At 65.6% G+C, this 16709-nt stretch carries 13 protein-coding genes; 2 read left to right on the forward strand and 11 right to left on the reverse strand.

Features of this window, described 5'->3' with window-relative positions:
• Positions 1–23: 23 nt before the first annotated feature.
• The 8 genes from nusA to ggt form a co-directional block, all read right to left on the reverse strand.
• Positions 24–1328, reverse strand: a complete 1305-nt coding sequence (gene nusA / locus HHL22_RS15035; protein WP_169532475.1) for a transcription termination factor NusA — start codon at positions 1326–1328, stop codon at positions 24–26.
• 90 nt (positions 1329–1418) lie between these two features.
• Positions 1419–1892: a ribosome maturation factor RimP gene (locus HHL22_RS15040; RefSeq protein WP_169532159.1), complete on the reverse strand. Its 474-nt coding sequence runs from the start codon at positions 1890–1892 to the stop codon at positions 1419–1421.
• Positions 1893–2070: 178 nt separating this feature from the next.
• Entirely contained in the window at positions 2071–2808 is a 738-nt protein-coding gene (locus tag HHL22_RS15045; RefSeq protein WP_169532160.1) for a hypothetical protein, read from the reverse strand.
• A 59-nt stretch (positions 2809–2867) separates the two neighbouring features.
• Positions 2868–3629, reverse strand: a complete 762-nt coding sequence (locus HHL22_RS15050; RefSeq protein WP_169532161.1) for a hypothetical protein — start codon at positions 3627–3629, stop codon at positions 2868–2870.
• The gene (locus HHL22_RS15055; RefSeq protein ID WP_169532162.1) at positions 3626–4576 is read right to left on the reverse strand and encodes a hypothetical protein; all 951 of its coding nucleotides are present in this window, start codon (positions 4574–4576) and stop codon (positions 3626–3628) included. Before HHL22_RS15055 ends, HHL22_RS15050 begins: the two co-directional genes overlap by 4 nt.
• Positions 4573–5244: a hypothetical protein gene (locus tag HHL22_RS15060; protein ID WP_169532163.1), complete on the reverse strand. Its 672-nt coding sequence runs from the start codon at positions 5242–5244 to the stop codon at positions 4573–4575. The genes HHL22_RS15055 and HHL22_RS15060 overlap by 4 nt, the downstream gene beginning before the upstream one ends.
• Positions 5237–5788, reverse strand: a complete 552-nt coding sequence (locus HHL22_RS15065) for an RNA polymerase sigma factor (protein WP_169532164.1) — start codon at positions 5786–5788, stop codon at positions 5237–5239. The genes HHL22_RS15060 and HHL22_RS15065 overlap by 8 nt, the downstream gene beginning before the upstream one ends.
• A gap of 258 nt (positions 5789–6046) precedes the next feature.
• Positions 6047–7780, reverse strand: coding sequence for a gamma-glutamyltransferase (gene ggt / locus HHL22_RS15070; protein ID WP_241738107.1), 1734 nt, complete (start codon positions 7778–7780; stop codon positions 6047–6049).
• Positions 7781–7858: 78 nt separating this feature from the next.
• On the opposite strand from ggt, the gene HHL22_RS15075 reads away from it, so the two are divergent.
• Complete coding sequence (locus tag HHL22_RS15075) at positions 7859–9913, forward strand: alpha amylase C-terminal domain-containing protein (protein WP_169532165.1); 2055 nt, start codon at positions 7859–7861, stop codon at positions 9911–9913.
• 171 nt (positions 9914–10084) lie between these two features.
• On the opposite strand, the gene HHL22_RS15080 is transcribed toward HHL22_RS15075, so the two are convergent.
• Both HHL22_RS15080 and HHL22_RS15085 read right to left on the reverse strand, forming a co-directional pair.
• Positions 10085–10726: a YdeI/OmpD-associated family protein gene (locus HHL22_RS15080; RefSeq protein WP_169532166.1), complete on the reverse strand. Its 642-nt coding sequence runs from the start codon at positions 10724–10726 to the stop codon at positions 10085–10087.
• A complete protein-coding gene (locus HHL22_RS15085; protein ID WP_169532167.1) occupies positions 10686–12146 on the reverse strand; it encodes a glycosyltransferase family 4 protein in 1461 nt (486 codons plus the stop codon). The genes HHL22_RS15080 and HHL22_RS15085 overlap by 41 nt, the downstream gene beginning before the upstream one ends.
• Before the next feature lie 324 nt (positions 12147–12470).
• Between HHL22_RS15085 and HHL22_RS15090 the strand changes: the two genes are divergently transcribed.
• Positions 12471–14963, forward strand: a complete 2493-nt coding sequence (locus tag HHL22_RS15090) for a glycoside hydrolase family 31 protein (protein WP_169532168.1) — start codon at positions 12471–12473, stop codon at positions 14961–14963.
• A gap of 123 nt (positions 14964–15086) precedes the next feature.
• Here the strand turns inward: HHL22_RS15090 and HHL22_RS15095 are convergent, their stop codons facing one another.
• Positions 15087–16613 (reverse strand): SulP family inorganic anion transporter, encoded by a 1527-nt coding sequence (locus HHL22_RS15095; protein ID WP_169532169.1) that lies wholly within the window; start codon positions 16611–16613, stop codon positions 15087–15089.
• Positions 16614–16709: the final 96 nt, after the last annotated feature.

Below are 16709 nucleotides of genomic sequence, written 5' to 3' on the forward strand. Positions count from 1 at the left end.
TCGCTGGCGGTTGGCCCCGGCGCTCATTCGGCGGCCGGGGTATTGTCGGTGGTCGGGGTGCTGGCTTCGTCCGTGGTCAAGTCCTCGTCGTCGGCAAATTCTTGACGGATAATGCGGTATACATCATCCACGGTTTCTTCCTCCAACTCGGTACGGCGCACGATGTCGTCTTTCTTCACGGCTAGTACGGCACGACCGGTATCGAGGCCAATCTTCTTCAACTCAGCGATAATCCAAGCCTCAATCTCGTCGCTGAATTCTTCCAGCGCGATGTCTTCTTCGTAGTCGATAGCCTCGCGGAACACGTCGATTTCCATGCCCACCAGCCGCGAGGCCAGCTTGATGTTGGCGCCGCCCCGGCCGATGGCTAAGCTCACCTGGTCGGGTTTCATGAACACCGAAACCCGGCCGGTTAGTTCGCTGATTTTCATGGAGCCTACCTTGGCCGGGCTCAGGGCGCGGGCAATGAACAACTCCAGGTTATCGGTAAAGTTGATAATGTCGATGTTCTCGTTCATCAGCTCGCGCACCACGGGGTGAATACGGCTGCCCTTCATGCCTACGCAGGCGCCCACCGGGTCGATGCGCTCGTCGTAGCTTTCTACGGCTACCTTAGCCCGCTCGCCGGGCTCGCGCACCACGTTTTTGATAGTGATAAGGCCGTCGTAAATCTCGGGTACTTCCTGCTCAAACAGGCGCTCCAGGAAAGCGGGCGCGGCGCGGCTCAGAATCACTTTAGGCGCACCATTCACTACGTCAACGCGGTGCACTACGGCCCGCACGGTATCGCCTTTACGGTAACGGTCCTTAGGTATCTGCTCGCTTTTAGGCAGTACCAACTCGTTTTCGTCCTTGTCAAGGATGAGGGCCTCGCGGCTCCATACCTGGTACACCTCGCCGGTGATAATCTCGCCCACCAGGTCTTTGTACTTCTGGTAGAGGTTGTCGCGCTCCATGTCCTTCACGCGCTGAATGAGCGTTTGGCGGGCTAAGAGCACGGCGCGACGGCCAAAATCTTCAATCTTAATGGGCTCGGCTACCGATTCGCCCACCTCGAAGTCAGGCTCAATCTTCTGGGCCTCGGCCAGCGGAATCTTGTCGAAATCCCAGATGTCCTCCGAGTCGTCGTCCACGATTTCACGGTTGCGCCAAATTTCCAAGTCGCCGTTGTCGGGGTTAATGATGACGTCGAAGTTGGAATCGTCCTCAAACCGCTTGCGAATCATCGTGCGGAACACGTCATCCAGAATTGACATCATCGTGGGCCGGTCGATGTTGCGGCTCTTGGCGAACTCCTGGAAGTTCTCGATAAGCATCCGGGCGTTCAGGTCGGCCTGAGCGGCAGCGACCTCCTGCGGGCTGGGAGTGACTTTTTTAGCCATGAGAGTTGAGGGTTTAGCAGCTAAGAGGCTACTAGCTTATTTAAAAGAGATAACAACTTTCGCCTCCTTTATGTCCCCGAAGGGAATAACGACGGCGGGCAGGGTAGTCTTTTTGGTTTTCACCTTCACCACTTCGGTGATTTCAAGGCCCTCGGGCAGCACGTTCACGAGCGGGCCGGTTTTCTCGGTGCCGTCCTGCAGCTTAAGGTGCAGCGAGCGGCCCACGTGGCGCGCATACTGGCGCGGGTCGGTGAGAGGCTGGTCGGCGCCAGGCGAAGTTACTTCGAGCGAGTAGGCGGCTTCTTCGCCGTAGGTGGCCTCCATGGCGCGGTTGAGGCGGCGCGTGATGGTGGCAATCTCGTCGATGCCGAGGCCGGTGGGGCCGTCGAGCGTAACGGTAATCTTGGGCAGCACCGAGTCGGACACGGTCAGGCCCACCACAAACAGCTCGGTGTCGCCGATGGCCTCGGCGAGCAGCTGCTGAATCTGGTGGCGGTCAAATTTGGCCATAGCTGGGCGGGGTAGGGCAAAAAAAGAGGGGACTGCGCGTCCCCTCTTTTCAGATTGAATACAAATTTCGGTGCAAAGGTATGACTTTCGATTGGGCTTTGCAAGCGACATCTCCAGCCTAACGGACACCCTAGGGCGACGAATGGTGGCTGGCGCACAAAAAGTTGCCTAGGCCCCCTCAGCGGCGCCAGCGCTGGTTGCGGTCGTAGAGCAGCACGCCCAGGCTGAGGATGAACTGGTTGGTGCGTTGGTGGAAGTCCTGGGTTTGGCCCTGGTAGGTAACCTGGCGGGTGTAGGGCGTCAGGCTTTGCTCGTAGCGCAGCCCGAAGTCGAGGCGCCACACTTGTAGCCCGAGGCCCGCCTGGGCCAGCAGCTGCACCGGCTCGACGGCCTCGTAGAGGCTGCGGTACACGGCCGCGGTACTCGACTGGCCATCGGCCGAATTGCGGAATTGCCGTGCCAGCACGGGCCCCGCCAGCACGTAGAAGCGCGGCCCGAGGTGCCGCCCCACCAGCGCCGCCACCTCGGCCCGCCGAATGCGGTAGCCAAAAGGTCCGCTGCTGGCGCTTTGGTAATCGGGGGCGCTGGGCGGGCCGGGGTCGCCGGGGTAGCTGAGGTCGTAGCGGCTGCTGAGCACGCTAGTGTAGGCTAGCTCTGGTTGCGCGAAGTAGGCGCCTTCGCCCAGCCGGATGCGGGCGTAGGCGCTGTAGCGGTTGCCGGTATCGTCGAAGCGGACGCTGCGCGGTGTAGTGCCTAGCAAGTAGCGGCCCAATTGTAGGTCGGACTCGCGCACCCAGCTCTGGCTGACGTTGAAGCTGGCCGACAGGCCGGCAACCTCCACGCGCTGGGCCTGGGCGGCGGGGGCGGCCACCAGTGCCCCTAGGGCTAATAGAAGGACAGTTTGTAGAAAGCGCATATGGCAGAAAGGATAGGGGGTGGAAAAGCAGGTGGCAGGCCGAAAGGACCCTAGGGTGCTTACTGCCCCAGGCACAGGCCTAGGCGCAGGTTGACGGCCAGCGTGGGCCCGGAAAAGTTGGGGTAGTAAGTAGAGGTAGCCGCGCCCGAACTCAGGGCGAAGGGGATGCCCACGTTGAAATCGGCGAAGCCGTAGCGGCCCAGCCGCCGCTGCAGGCCGTAGAGTAGGGCCGCATCGAAGCGGGCGAAGAGACCCGCTTGGGGGAAGAAGAAAAAGGCCGTTTCGTGGGCCCGCTGGCCGTAGCCACCCCCTAGGGATACCGAGAAGTAATTGCCCGAGAAGTTGCCCGCGCTCTTGCCCAGGCGCAGGCGCCGACCCAGGTTGTAGTAGTAGCGCCCGGCCAACTGCGTGCGGCCGCAGAGCACCACGCCCGGAATATTCATCTCAACGGGCTGGTAATCGAGCAGGTAAGGGCTTAATTCACCCATCACCGTCCACCGGGCCCCCAGCTTGCGCTCGAAGGCCAGGTGCAGGCCGTAGCGGGCGTAGCGGTAGACCGAGGGTACGGCGCTGAACTCGTGCGACCAGCCGGCGGGCAGATACAGCAAGTTGTTGAGGCCCAGCTTCCACAGTGTGCGCTCCTGCACCTGCAAGCGCGAGGCGGCCGGCGCAGCGGTGGGTTCGGGCACGGTCACTTCCTCGTAGTGAATAGTGGTTGAATCGGGCTGCGCGGTTTGGGCAGCGGCGGGCCGATAGGCAGCCCCTAGGGCCCCGAGTAGCAGCCCGAGCAGCGCCGGGCGAGCGCGAAAAAAACGAGTCATCGGGGCGGGGAGAGCTGGGCGCCGGCCGTGGATTGCAGCGTGATGGGCGCGTAGGTGGTGATAATGCGAACCAGGGGCTGCCGCGCGGGCCCGCCCGATTGCCAGGAGGTGCGCCCCCCGCCGGGGTCGGGGTAGTCAGCGGGCAGGCTGAGGCGGCCGTGGGTGGCCGTGAGCTGGTAGCTGAACTGCGCCTGCGCGGGCGGCAGTAGGCTTACCTCGGTGCGCTCGGCGTCAATCACGAGGCCCGTTAACTCGGCGGTGGGCTCGAGGCGGATGCTGCCGTAGCGGTTACGAATGGCGTAGCCGCCGCCCACGCCTTTGAGCTGCAGGGCCGACTTCTCGGCCTGGCAGGTGAAGCTCATCTGCAAGTCGGTGCCCGTGAGGTCGGCGTAGCGCACGGTGGCCTCCAGGGTGCCGCGCAGCTGGCGCAGCTCTACTTGCCCAAAATCCTGGGTCAGCTTTTGGGTGCCGCTGAGGCCGGTTAGCTGCGTGAGGCCATAGGTGTTGGCTACGCGCAGGGCGTTGGCGGCGGGCATCAGCACGGTGTAGTCGGCGCGCAAGTCGCTGGCCGGGGTGGGGGCGCCGGCGGGCAGCGCCACGTAGTTCACCAAGTCGATGGCCCCGTTTTCGTGGCTGATTTGGTACTGGGTTAGGGCGAGGTCTTTTTCGGCCACGGCGCGCTCGGGGTGGCGGGTGCTCAGGCGTAGCACCACGCGTACCGTGGGCTGGCTCCAGCCCTGCACGCGCACCGTGGCCCGGTCGGCCCGAATGCGCACTACCGTGCCGGGCGGGCAGGGCAGCGTTTGCTCAGTGGTGCGCGTGAGCACCAGCACCTTGCGGGGTGCGGCCGGCGCAGCCGCCGCCTGAGCCGCCGCCGGCCGCCTAGGCCCCAGCAGTGTCAGCAGGCCCCAGCCGCTCAGCAATAACACGAATCGGGCGTGGCTCATGAGATAAGGAGGTGAATAAGCTCGCGCGTGACGGTGGCTTTGCGAATGGTGACTTGCACCTGCTGCTGCACCAAGTGGGGGTTGGCGCCGCGCTGCTGCGTTTGGGTGCGCAGCCGCCGCTCCTGCTGCTGCAAGGCCGTGAGCTGGGCGCGTAGCTGCTGAAACTCGCCTGACTGGCACACCTGCGGCAGCGACGAGCAATGCGCATCGATAAACTGCTCGCCTTCCGCCTCTAGGGGGTCGGCGGCCGGCGGGGGCGGCAGGGCAGGCAGGGCGGGGGGCACCGTAGCTACCACCGGGGAGAATGGCGCGGCCGCCTGCCGCCACCAGCCCCGGCCCACGGTCAGCAACAGCAGCAGGGAGGCTGCCAGACCCAGGCTCACGGCGGCCCAGCGGCGGCGTGGACGCAGGCGCCACCGCGGCTTAGGGGCCGCTAGCTGGTCTAGGCGGGCGGCCAGGTGCTCCCAAGTATCGGGTGCGGGTTCGTAAGTAGGTAGCTGCGGTAGGGCGCGGGCTAGGGCTTGCTCGCCGGTTAGCCGGGCGGCAATGGCGTCCCAGGTGGACGCGTCGGGCTCGTGGGTGGGCAGCTCGCCCACAGCCCGCCGTAGGTGGGGCGCGCCGGCGTCGGGCTGGGCGTCGGGCCCTAGGGGGGGAATTGGGCTAGGCATGGTAGAGCGAGGCGAGTTTTAGTTGTAGCAGGCGCTTGGCCTGGTGCAGCTGCGACTTGCTGGTGCCTTCCGAAATGCCCAGCAATTCAGCCACTTCGCGGTGCAGGTAACCCTCTACCTCCACCAGGCAAAACACGGCGCGGTAGCCGGCCGGCAGCTCGGCAATGGCCTGGGCCAGCGCCTCGCCGGTGAGGTTGTCGCGCCAGGGCACCAGCGGCTCGGGGTGGCGCTCCTGGTCATACACTTCCATGCGCTGCTCGCGGCGCAGCGTGTGCAGGGCCGTTTGCACCACGATGCGCTTTATCCAGGCCCCTAGGGTGGAGTGCTGGCGAAAAGCCGCCAGCTGCTGAAACACGGCCAGGAAAGCGTCCTGCAGTGCATCCTGGGCCAGGGCCCGGTCGTTGAGGATGCGCAGTGCGCAGCTGAACATGGCCGTTTTGTAGCGCTGGTAAAGCTGGTGCTGCGCTGCCCGGTTCTGGGCCAGGCAGTCGGCTAGCAGCTGCTGCTCGTCAGGCAGGGAAAGAAAGGGGGTAGAAAGGGTCACGCGCAGCAGCTTTGGTTTAATGTGGCGCAGCCCCTAGGGAAGGTTGGTTGGTAGTTAATAAAAAGATAAGTATTCTGGTAAAGTATTGATTGTCAGAAAAAATATTTTTAGGTTAGGATTAAGTCGGTAACAAAGCAGCCCGTCATGCTGAGCCTGTCGAAGCATCTCTACCGCGCCGCCTAGGAGTATCCTAACGGCGCGGTAGAGATGCTTCGACAGGCTCAGCATGACGGGCTGGTCAGGCCACTACTACACGCCTTAATACCCCACGGCCGTGTCGTCGCCCCTGGGGTCGGCGCCGCCTTGCAATTGGCCGCCCGGCAGCACCTTGATGAGGTCGAGGCGGCCCCAGGCAGCGCGGGGCTGGGGGTTGAAGCCCTTGTCTTTGAGCGTTTGCTCGGCGGTGGGGGCTAGGGCGCTGGCTTCCACGTCGAGCTGGTCGGGCAGCCACTGATGGTGCAGGCGCGGGGCGGCGGCGGTTTGCTCAGCATCGGCCCCGTAGTCAACTACGGCCAGGATGGACTGCAGCACGGTGGTGATGATGGTGCTGCCGCCCGGCGAGCCCGTGACGAGCGCCAGCTTGCCGCCGCGGGTGAGGATGGTGGGCGTCATACTGCTGAGCATGCGCTTGCCGGGCGCAATGGCGTTGGCCGCGCCGCCCACCAGGCCGTACATATTGGGTACGCCGACTTTCGAGGAGAAGTCATCCATCTCATTGTTAAGCAGAAAGCCCGCGCCCGCCACCACTACCTTGCTGCCGTAGGCGCCGTTGAGGGTGGTGGTGCAGCTCACGGCGTTGCCCTGCGCATCCACGATGTCGTAGTGGGTGGTTTGGTCGCTTTCGTAGCGGGGCAGGCCGGGGCCGGCCGTTACCTGGGTGCTGGGCGTGGCCCGGCCGTCGGCGGGCAGCGTGCCGAAGCGCTGCTTGTTGTAGGCCTTGGCCAGCAGCTGCGCCACGGGCACCCGACCGAAGTCGGGGTCGCCGAGGTAGGTGGCGCGGTCGGCGTAGGCGCGGCGCTCGGCCTCGGTGATGAGGGCCACGGCGGCGGGCGTGTGGTAGCCGAGCTGGCCCAGGTTGTAGGGCTCCAGCATCTGCAGGATTTGCAGCAGGGCCACGCCGCCGCTGCTGGGTGGCGGCATCGTAAGTACTTCGTAACCGCGGTACTGGCCCCGCAGCGGGTCGCGCCACTTGGGCTGGTAGCCGTCGAGGTCGGCCTGGGTGAGTAGGCCGCCGTTGCGCTGCATGTCGGCCAGCAGCAGCTCGGCGGTGCGGCCCCGGTAGAAGCCGGCGCGGCCCTGGTCCTGAATGCGTTGCAGCGTGGCAGCCAGCTTGGGTTGCTTCAGGGTATCGCCCTTTTGCCAGGGCGCGGCGCGCACGAAGGCCAGGGTCTGGCCGGGGTTGTACTTCACGAAGCTCTCGCGGGTGCGGTTGAGGCCGGCGGCTTCCTTTTCGGTGAGGGCCACCCCTAGGCGGGCCAGGCGCACGGCCGGGGCCACGAGCCGAGCCCAGGGCAGCTTGCCGAGTTTTTTATGCAGGGCTTCCATGCCGGCCACGGTGCCGGGCGTGCCCACGGCCAGCGCGCCGTAGGTGCTGCGGCCGGGCACCACGTTGCCGCTGGCATCTAAGTACATATCGCGGCTGGCGGCGGCCGGCGCCGTTTCGCGGAAGTCGAGGGTGCCGGCCGGGCCCGCGTGGTCGCGGTACACGATGAAGCCGCCGCCGCCCACGTTGCCGGCCACCGGCAGCACCACGGCCAGCGCAAACTGCACGGCCACGGCCGCGTCGTAGGCATTGCCGCCCTGCTGCAGCACGTCGCGCCCCACCCGCGAGGCGGCCGGGTGCGCCGATACCACCATCGCGTGCTGGGCCACCACCGGCGCGGCGGCGGGTGGCAGCTGGTCGGGCACGCGGGCGGGCTGGGCCAGGGCGGGGGCCGCCACGGCCAGCCCTAGGGCTCCGGCTTGCCAAAAGATGCGTATAAGTCTTTGCATAGTGCAAAGTAGCGCGCCCGTCCGTGATTGTGGGCGGGCGCGCTACTTTTACCCCGTAACCCTCCATTCCCGCTCCGCATGGCTCCCGACACGCTGACTCCTACCGCGCCCACCCTGGCCCTGACCAAAGAAGACGGCTGGCTACAGCCCTACGAGCCCGTGCTGCTGGCCCGCCAGCAGCGCCTGGCCGACCGCCTAGCCGTTATCACGAAGGAGTACGGCTCGCTGGGCAAGTTTGCCACCGCCCACCAGCGCCTAGGGCTGCACTACGACGCCAAGCGGCGCGGCTACGTGGTGCGCGAGTGGGCGCCCGGCGCCGAGCGCGTGAGCCTGGTGGGCGACTTTAACTTCTGGAACCGCGAGGCCGACCCGCTGACTAAAAACGAAGCGACGGGCGTGTGGGAGCTGTTTTTGCCCGATGCGGACGGCACCCGCCGCCTAGCCCCCAATTCGCGCTATAAGCTGCACGTGGTGGCCCACGGCCAGGGCAAGGACCGCCTGCCGGCCTACCTGCGCCGCGCCGTGCAAGACCCCCATACTAACGACTTCGCGGCCCAGCTGTGGGTGCCCGAAGCGCCGTTCACCTGGACCGACCAGACCTTCCGCGTGGCCAACGCCACCAAGGGCCAGCCCCTCATCTACGAGGCGCACGTGGGCATGGCCCAGGAGGAAGGCCGCGTGGGCACCTACCGCGAGTTTGCTGACCTGATTTTGCCCCGCATCCAGGCCGAGGGCTACAACGCCGTGCAGCTCATGGCCGTGCTTGAGCACCCCTACTACGGCTCGTTTGGCTACCACGTGGCTAATTTCTTCGCGCCCAGCTCGCGCTTCGGCACGCCCGAGGACCTGAAATATCTGGTAAACGAGGCCCACCGGCGCGGCTTGGTGGTGCTGCTCGACTTGGTGCACTCGCACGCCGTGAAGAACGAGGCCGAGGGCCTGGCCGACTTCGACGGCTCGGGCAACCTCTACTTCCACAAGGGCGAGCGCGGCAACCACCCCGGCTGGGACAGCAAGCTCTTCGACTACGGCCGGCCCGAGGTGCAGCAGTTTCTGCTCTCGAACCTGCGCTACTGGCTCGAGGAGTTTCACTTCGATGGCTTCCGCTTCGATGGCATTACGTCCATGCTCTACCACCACCACGGTGAGGGCCACGCTTTTGGCGGCTACGAGGACTACTTCGGGCCGGCGGCCGACGACGACGCCATTTTATACCTGATGCTGGCCAGCACGCTGGTGCGCGAATTGAAAAAATCGGCCCTGCTCGTGGCCGAGGACATGAGCGGGCTGCCCGGCCTCTGCCGCCCCATTGCCGACGGGGGCGTGGGCTTCGACTACCGCCTAGGGATGGGACTGCCCGATTTCTGGATTAAAACCCTCAAGCACCAGCGCGACGAAAACTGGGACCTAGGCGAGCTGTGGCACCAGCTGACCAACCGCCGCGCGGGCGAGAAAACCGTGGCCTACGCCGAAAGCCACGACCAGGCCTTAGTGGGCGATAAGACGATAGCGCACTGGCTCTACGACGCGGCCATCTACACCCACATGGGCGTGCTCGACGGCGACATGCAGGCGGCCCGCGCCACGGCCCTGCACAAGCTCATTAGGCTCGTCACCATCGCGGCGGGTGGCGAGGCCTACCTGGCCTTTATCGGCAACGAGTTTGGCCACCCCGAATGGGTCGATTTCCCGCGCGAGGGCAATGATTGGAGCTACCACTTCGCCCGCCGCCAGTGGAGCCTAGCTGATAACCCCGACCTGCGCTACAGCCAGCTGCTGGCCTTCGATAAGGCCATGCTGGCCCTGGCCCGCGAGCGCCAACTGCTGGTAAAAGGTCCCGCCCAGCTGCTCAATATCGACTACGGCAACAAGGTGCTGGCCTTTGCCCGCGCCGGGCTGGTGTTCGTGTTCAGCTTCAATGTGAGCGAAAGCTTTGCCGACTACGGTATTCCGGTGCCCGCCGCCGGCCGCTACCGCCTGGTGCTGCAGTCGGACCGCAGCGAGTTCGGCGGCTTCAACCGCCTCGACGAGTCGGTGGTGTACGATACCCTAGGGGGCGGCGGCACCGCCGAGGCCCCGCGCCTCAACCTGTATTTGCCCAACCGCGTGGTCCTGGTGCTGGCCCGACAGTAAAGTGGTGAGGCGGTGGAATGGTGAGAAAAAAGGCGGTCATGCTGAGCCTGCCGAAGCATCTCTACCGAACGACACCCGAGCGGCGTGGTAGAGATGCTTCGGCAAGCTCAGCATGACCGCCTTTTTTCTCATCTGCACATATTTCCCCATCCGCACATTTACTCATTTACCTTACTTCCGCTTCAAGCCTTGTCCTAGGCGATACACGGTTTCTTGCAGGCGCTTGCCGCGCTCGTCGGGCCGCTTGGCGCCGGCCAGGTAGCGCACGTAGGCGCGCTGGTCGGGCTGGGGCAGTTTTTTGTAGAAAGCGAGCGCGGCCGGCTCGTTGGCCAGGGCGGCGGCCAGGTCGTCGGGTAGGGGCACCACGCGCTCGTCAGGGTCGCGGCTGAGGGCCACGCGCAGCACGTCGCCCACGGTTTTGCCCACGGCCCGGCGCACCGCGCGCGGCACGATGAGGGCGTGGTAGCCCTCGCCGTAGGGCGTCAGCTCGCCCAGGTAGGGGAAGCCCTCGATGCGGGTGCGTACCGGCAGCTCGCCCTTGGTGCCGTACACCTCGGCCACCGAAAAAGGCACCAGCACCAGCAACTCGCCGGTGTGGGGGTCGGCTTCCAGCGCCTCCTCAAATTCGTGTTCAAAATCCGTCATCGACAAAAAACTCCCCACGGAGCCAGCTTGGTTGTGCCCGGCAAAGGTACCGGTGCGGCTAGCTTGGCGGCGCGGGCCGCTGAGTTGGCCCTGGCGGCGCTTTTGCCGCGCGGCTACCCCTAGGGGGCTACGCCAGGCCGGGGCGGCGGCGGGCGCGGCGCAGGGCACGGGCCACGGCGGCCGCGTCGGCGGTGGGCACCACCCGCACGGTGGCGGGGCCCAGGCCCAACTCGCGGCGCAAGCGGCGGGCCAGGGCGTAGGTTTCGACCAGCACCAAATCGGCTTGGCGCAGCACCTGGCGCTGCAGCTCGGCGGGCCAGCCGGCGGCGGTGTCGGCGGGCTGGCGGCCGGCGGCCAGGGCGGGCAAGTGCAGCACCAGGGGGCCTAGGGTGCGCTGGCGTAGCTCGAGGGCGGCCAGCCAGGTGGGCCAGGCCGGGGCGTAAATGACCTCGTATGGGCCCTCGGCCAGGGCCAGTGGCACGGCCAGGCGCGCGTAGCGAATCACCTGGCTGTTGAGGTCGGGCGCGGTGTACTGCTGGGCGGCCGCCACCGAAGCCGCAAATACGCGGGCCCGCTCCTCGGGGGTATCCTCGGGGTCGTCGGCCACCGCGGCGCGCACGGTAGTACGCGGCGCGGGCGCCGCCGAAGTATCGAATTGGGGCAGGCGGTTGCCAAATGGGCCCAGCAGAGGCGAGGTACCAACGGGAGCCGGGTCACTGAGCCGGGGCGAGTCGGCGGGCGTGGCGGCCGCAGGCAACTGCTGGCTAGTGGACTGCAGTTCTTCTTCGGGGTTCGGGTCCAGTATTTCGGCGGCGGCGAAGGCTGCTTCTGCTAAGGGGAGGCCTAGGGCTTCGGTAGGGGCTGGCGCAGCGGGTGCGGTAGCTCCGGCGGGTGGGGCTTCAGTAGCTGGCGCGGCAGCTTCGGTGAGCTGCGGGGGAGCAGTTGTGCTGGTAGTAGCCGCACTATCTGCCGTTTCTACCTCAGCAACCACGCTAGTACTGCTGACTAACTTACTGTTTTGCAACAGTTCTGGCGCTGGCGTAGGGCTCGGCTCCAAAGACGAAACGGTGGTTAAAGTCTGCGTAGGATATTCGGCGGTGGCCACTGGCACTGGCATGGCGGGCGGCGCGGTAGCCCCTAAATAAGGCGCGGCCGGTACCTGAAAAGAGCCGCTGCGCACAGTGGCTGGCGGCTGACTGGCCACCACGTGCACCACCCGAACACCGGGCGCGGCTGCCCTGGCAGGCTCGCCTAGGGCCGGCGTAGGCAGGGTAGCTTCGGGCAGCGCTGGTTGCGGGGCCGGCACTGGTGGCGCCGGTGCCGTAGCGGTTGCCGTGGCAAGCGCGGGCGTGGGGGGCGGCAGGGTAGGGGGCAGGGCCGGCGCTGGGTTGGCCAACTCGGCGGGGGTAGGCTTGGCGGCGGGTGCCACCGGGATAGGCGGCGCAGGCGCTGGCTCGGGCAGGGCAGGCGGCAGCAGCACTAGCAAGGAGCCTATGGTTGGGGCGGCCTCCACCACGGCCCGTACGGTTGGCGCGGCCTCATCCCAGGCTAATACCAGCACGGAGAGGGCAGCAGCAGAATCGGGCATGGCGGGAGGCGGTTTGGCTGCGAATAACGGTACCACAGCCGGCAGATTAGTTGCGTAGTCTAAAAATAATTATAGCGGCTTTGCTCCAAAAGGTTGCCCTAGGGGGCGGCTAAAAGCAAATTCCAGCGTGAGAACACTATTTCAGAAATCCTAAAAAGTGCGAGCGTCAGTTGGTTAGCTTCCCCAAAGGTTTGCGGCGCCGCTGCTTGCGGCGCAGGTTAAATACCGCTCAAAACTTATCTTGCAGGCTGCTAGTTGCGCCCCGGCGGCTCCCTGGCGCCAACTGCTACCTTCGCCCCGCTTTCGTTCTATTTTAACTATTATATGGCCAATACTACTGTTCAGGAGAATAACTACATGCTAAACGACCTGGCCGCCCAAGGGCGCCAGGAGCAGCTACCCGGCGCGGTGCGCCACGCCGAGCAAACCCACGACCACCTCTTCACCTTCTACACCGAAAACGGCACGCGCCTGCTGCTGCACGTGCTCAGCGACAAGATTCTGCGCTTCCGCTACCTGACGCCGGGTGCCGCCGCCGAGCCCGATTTCAGCTACGCCGTGCCCGGCGCCGGCGACCACCACCCCACGCGGCCGGCGGTACCCACGTTTCTGGAGTTCAAGGAAAAGTCTGACCACTACCGTATTACAACGGGGCGGGTCATCTGCATCGTGTGGAAGGACTCGCTGCGCACGCGGGTGCTCGACCGCTCGGGCAACATCCTGAGCGCCGACGAGAAGGGCTTTCACTGGCAGTACGACTACGAGAGCGGCAACGACATCGTGAAGATGAGCCAGCAGGTGCCCAGCGGCGTGTGCTATTACGGCCTGGGCGACAAGCCCGCCAACATGAACCTGCGCGGCCAGCGCTTCCTCAACTGGGGCTCCGATACCTACGGCTACGAGAAGGGCACCGACCCGCTGTATAAGAATATCCCGTTCTTCCAGGTGCTGCACCAGCGCATCGCGCACGGCATTTTCTTCGATAACACCTTCAAAGCGTTCTTCGATTTCGCGGCCGAGCGGGCCGACGTGACCAGCTTCTGGGCCGAAGGCGGCGAGATGAACTACTACTTCATCTACGGCCCCACGCTGCTCGAAGTGACCCAGGAGTACACCCTGCTGACCTGCCCGCCCGAGCTGCCCCCGCTCTGGACCCTAGGCTACCAGCAGTGCAAGTGGAGCTATTTCCCGCAGAGCAACGTGCACGCCGTGGCCCAGGGCCTGCGCGAGCGCCAGATTCCGTGCGATGCCATGTACCTCGACATCGACTACATGGACGGCTACCGCTGCTTTACCTGGCACCCGCAGCACTTCCCCGAGCCCAAGCAGATGGTGGCCGACTTGGCCGCCGACGGCTTCAAAACGGTGGTTATCATCGACCCCGGCATCAAAATCGACCCCCAGTACCCGGTGTACCGCGAGGGCTTGGCTAACGACTATTTCTGCCGCCGCGCCGATGGGCCGCTGATGCGCGGCTCGGTGTGGCCGGGCCTGTGCACCTTTCCCGACTACACCCGGCCCGAAGTGCGCGAGTGGTGGGCCGGCTTGTTTGAGGGCCTGATAAAAGACGTGGGCGTGCGCGGCGTGTGGAACGATATGAACGAGCCGGCCGTGTTCGAGAAGGGTACCTTCCCCGACGACGTGCGCTTCGGCTACGACGGGCAGCCCGGCTCGCACCGCAAGGCCCACAACATCTACGGCATGCAGATGGCCCGCGCCACCAACGCCGGCGTCAAGCGCTTCAGCTACCCCAACCGGCCCTTCACCATCACGCGCAGCACCTACGCGGGCGGCCAGCGCTATTCCTCGGGCTGGACCGGCGACAACATCGCCAGCTGGGACCACCTCTGGCTGGCCAACATTCAGTGCCAGCGCCTGAGCATCAGCGGCTTCAGCTTCATTGGCTCCGACATTGGTGGTTTCATCGACACACCTAGTGGCGAGCTCTATAGCCGCTGGATAGCCCTAGGGGCCTTCCACCCCTTCTTCCGCACCCACAGCAGCGGCGACCACGGCGACCAGGAGCCCTGGAGCTTCGGCGAGCCCACTACCAGCCTGGCGCGGCACTTCATCGAGCTGCGCTACCGGCTGCTGCCCTACGTGTACACCGCCTTCTGGCAATACGTGAGCCAGGGCACGCCCATGCTGCGCCCGCTTACCTTCCTCGACCAGAACGACCCCGAAACCTACCTGCGCATGGCCGAGTTCTCGCTCGGCGACAACCTGCTGGTGTGCCCCATCACCCAGGCCGGCGTCGATGGCCGCTGGATGTACTTGCCGAAAGGTCAGTGGTATTACTACTGGACCGACGAGCTGAAGAGCGGCGGCCAGGAAGTGTGGGCCGCTGCCGACCTCACCCGCATTCCGCTCTTCATCAAGGCCGGGGCGGTGGTGCCCATGCAGCCCGTTATGCAGTACGTGGGCGAGAATGCGGTAGAGGAGCTGACCCTGCACGTGTACCACCCCGGCCAGGCCGAGCCGTTCGAGAGCGTGCTCTACGACGATGGCGGCGAGGGCTACGCCTACGAGCAGGGCCACAAAACCGTGCGCCGCTTCCGCGTGGCGGCCGATGCCAACGGCCTCACCATCAGCCAAACGACCGAGGGCAACTACCAGCCCAGCTACGCCACCTACCGCGTGGTGCTGCACGGCCTGCCCGCCACCATTGAGGTAGCCGATGCCGATGGTCAGTCCGCCACCCTAGGCCAGTATGAGGCCACCGAAACCACCGCAGCCGCCCCGGCCCTGTGGGTAAGCAGCAGCTTCCAGGAGCTGAAGCTGCTGCTGGCTGAGCCCGCTGCAGAGGCCCAGGGCTAGGTGGCGTTTAATAAAACAGCCCGTCATGCTGAGCCTGCCGAAGCATCTCTACCGCGCATCACTGTTCGGTAGAGATGCTTCGGCAAGCTCAGCATGACGGGCTGTTTTTAGTTTTGACAGGCTCTACTCCACCTCCGCCACCACGTACTCGGGGTCGGTCAGGATGTTGACCTCGATGAGCGGGCCGGCCTGGTGCAGCAGGCGGCGGCAATCGGCGCTGAGGGCGCGCAGATGCAGAGTTTTGCCCAGGTGCTGGTAGCGCTCGGTGAGTTTACTCAGCGCCTCGATGCCCGACATATCAGCCACTCGACTTTCGCGGAAGTCCACGACTACCTCGGCGGGGTCGTGCTGCGGGTCGAACTTCTCGGCGAAGGCCTGCACCGAGCCGAAGAAGAGCGGCCCGTAAATCTCGTAGTGCTTGGTGCCCTGTGCGTCCACGTATTTGCGGGCGCGGATGCGCTTGGCGTTTTCCCAGGCAAACACCAGGGCCGACACCACCACGCCCAGCAGCACGGCCAGGGCTAGGTTTTGCGACACGGCCGTGACCAGCGTCACCAGGGCCATCACCAGCACGTCGGCCAGCGGCATGCGGCGCCAGATGCGCAAGCTGGCCCATTCGAAGGTGGCCACCACCACCGTGAGCATGACGCCCACCAGCGCCGCCAGCGGCAGCCGCTCAATCAGCCCCGAGCCGGCCACCACGAACAGCGCCAGCGCCCCGGCCGCCACCACGCCCGAGAGCCGGCCCCGCCCGCGCGATTCCAGGTTCACCATTGTTTGGCCAATCATGGCGCAGCCGCCCATGCCGCCGGTCAGGCCCGAGGCCGCGTTGGCCAGCCCTAGGGCCACGCACTCCTGGTTGCCGCGGCCGCGGGTGTCGGTCAGCTCATCTACCACCGTCAGGGTCAGCAGGCTTTCGGTGAGGCCCACCAGGGCCATAATGACGGCGTAGGGCAGCACCAGCCCCAGCGTGGCCCAGGTGTAGGGCACCTGCGGCCAGTGCGGCCGCGGCAGCCCGCCCGCAATGGAGGCAATGTCGCCCACCGACTTGGTGTGCAGCCCGCCCCCCAGCACCAGCGCCGACACCACCACAATGGCCACCAGCGAGCCCGGCACCGCCTTCGTCACGCGGGGCGTGAGGTACACCAGCGCCACGGTGAGGGCCACCAGGCCCAGCATCAGCCCGAGGGCCGGGCCGGCCAGCCACTGCCCGGTGCCAGCCACCTTAAACTGCTCGAGCTGGGCCATAAAGATGATGATGGCCAAGCCGTTGACGAAGCCGTACACCACCGGCTGCGGCACCAGCCGAATAAACTTGCCCAGGCGCAGCAGCCCCACCAGCACCTGAATCAGCCCCATCAGCACCACGGCCACGAACAGGTACTCGGCGCCGTGCTGCGCCACCAAGCTCACGATAACCACGGCCACCGAGCCGGCCGCCCCCGATATCATGCCCGGCCGGCCCCCTAGGATGCTGGTGAGCAAGCAGATAACAAACGCCGAGCCGATGCCCACCAGCGGGCTGATGTGGGCCAGCAGCGCGAAGGCCACCACCTCAGGCACGAGCGCCAGCGCCGTAGTGAGGCCGGCCAGCACCTCGTTGCGGCTGTTGACGGTGTATTGAGTGAAATAAGTGCGAAGCGAAACCATGCGGGGGTAGAAAAGGAAAAAGCAGGCCGGCGCCACCCAGCCCGATAGCGGGAAAAGCGGCAGCCCAGGACGTGCGGGTGGGGGAGGAGAAGCAGG

Source organism: Hymenobacter polaris (genome assembly GCF_012927305.1).
Taxonomy (GTDB): Bacteria; Bacteroidota; Bacteroidia; order Cytophagales; family Hymenobacteraceae; genus Hymenobacter; species Hymenobacter polaris.

Coding starts and splice junctions, on each gene's coding strand:
- HHL22_RS15085 (WP_169532167.1), bottom strand. CDS start 12,146: ATGCCCGATTCTGCTGCTGCCCTCTCCGTGCTGGTATTAGCCTGGGAT.
- HHL22_RS15060 (WP_169532163.1), bottom strand. CDS start 5,244: ATGCCTAGCCCAATTCCCCCCCTAGGGCCCGACGCCCAGCCCGACGCC.
- HHL22_RS15075 (WP_169532165.1), top strand. CDS start 7,859: ATGGCTCCCGACACGCTGACTCCTACCGCGCCCACCCTGGCCCTGACC.
- HHL22_RS15050 (WP_169532161.1), bottom strand. CDS start 3,629: ATGACTCGTTTTTTTCGCGCTCGCCCGGCGCTGCTCGGGCTGCTACTC.
- HHL22_RS15090 (WP_169532168.1), top strand. CDS start 12,471: ATGGCCAATACTACTGTTCAGGAGAATAACTACATGCTAAACGACCTG.
- HHL22_RS15040 (WP_169532159.1), bottom strand. CDS start 1,892: ATGGCCAAATTTGACCGCCACCAGATTCAGCAGCTGCTCGCCGAGGCC.
- HHL22_RS15095 (WP_169532169.1), bottom strand. CDS start 16,613: ATGGTTTCGCTTCGCACTTATTTCACTCAATACACCGTCAACAGCCGC.
- HHL22_RS15055 (WP_169532162.1), bottom strand. CDS start 4,576: ATGAGCCACGCCCGATTCGTGTTATTGCTGAGCGGCTGGGGCCTGCTG.
- HHL22_RS15045 (WP_169532160.1), bottom strand. CDS start 2,808: ATGCGCTTTCTACAAACTGTCCTTCTATTAGCCCTAGGGGCACTGGTG.
- ggt (WP_241738107.1), bottom strand. CDS start 7,780: ATGCAAAGACTTATACGCATCTTTTGGCAAGCCGGAGCCCTAGGGCTG.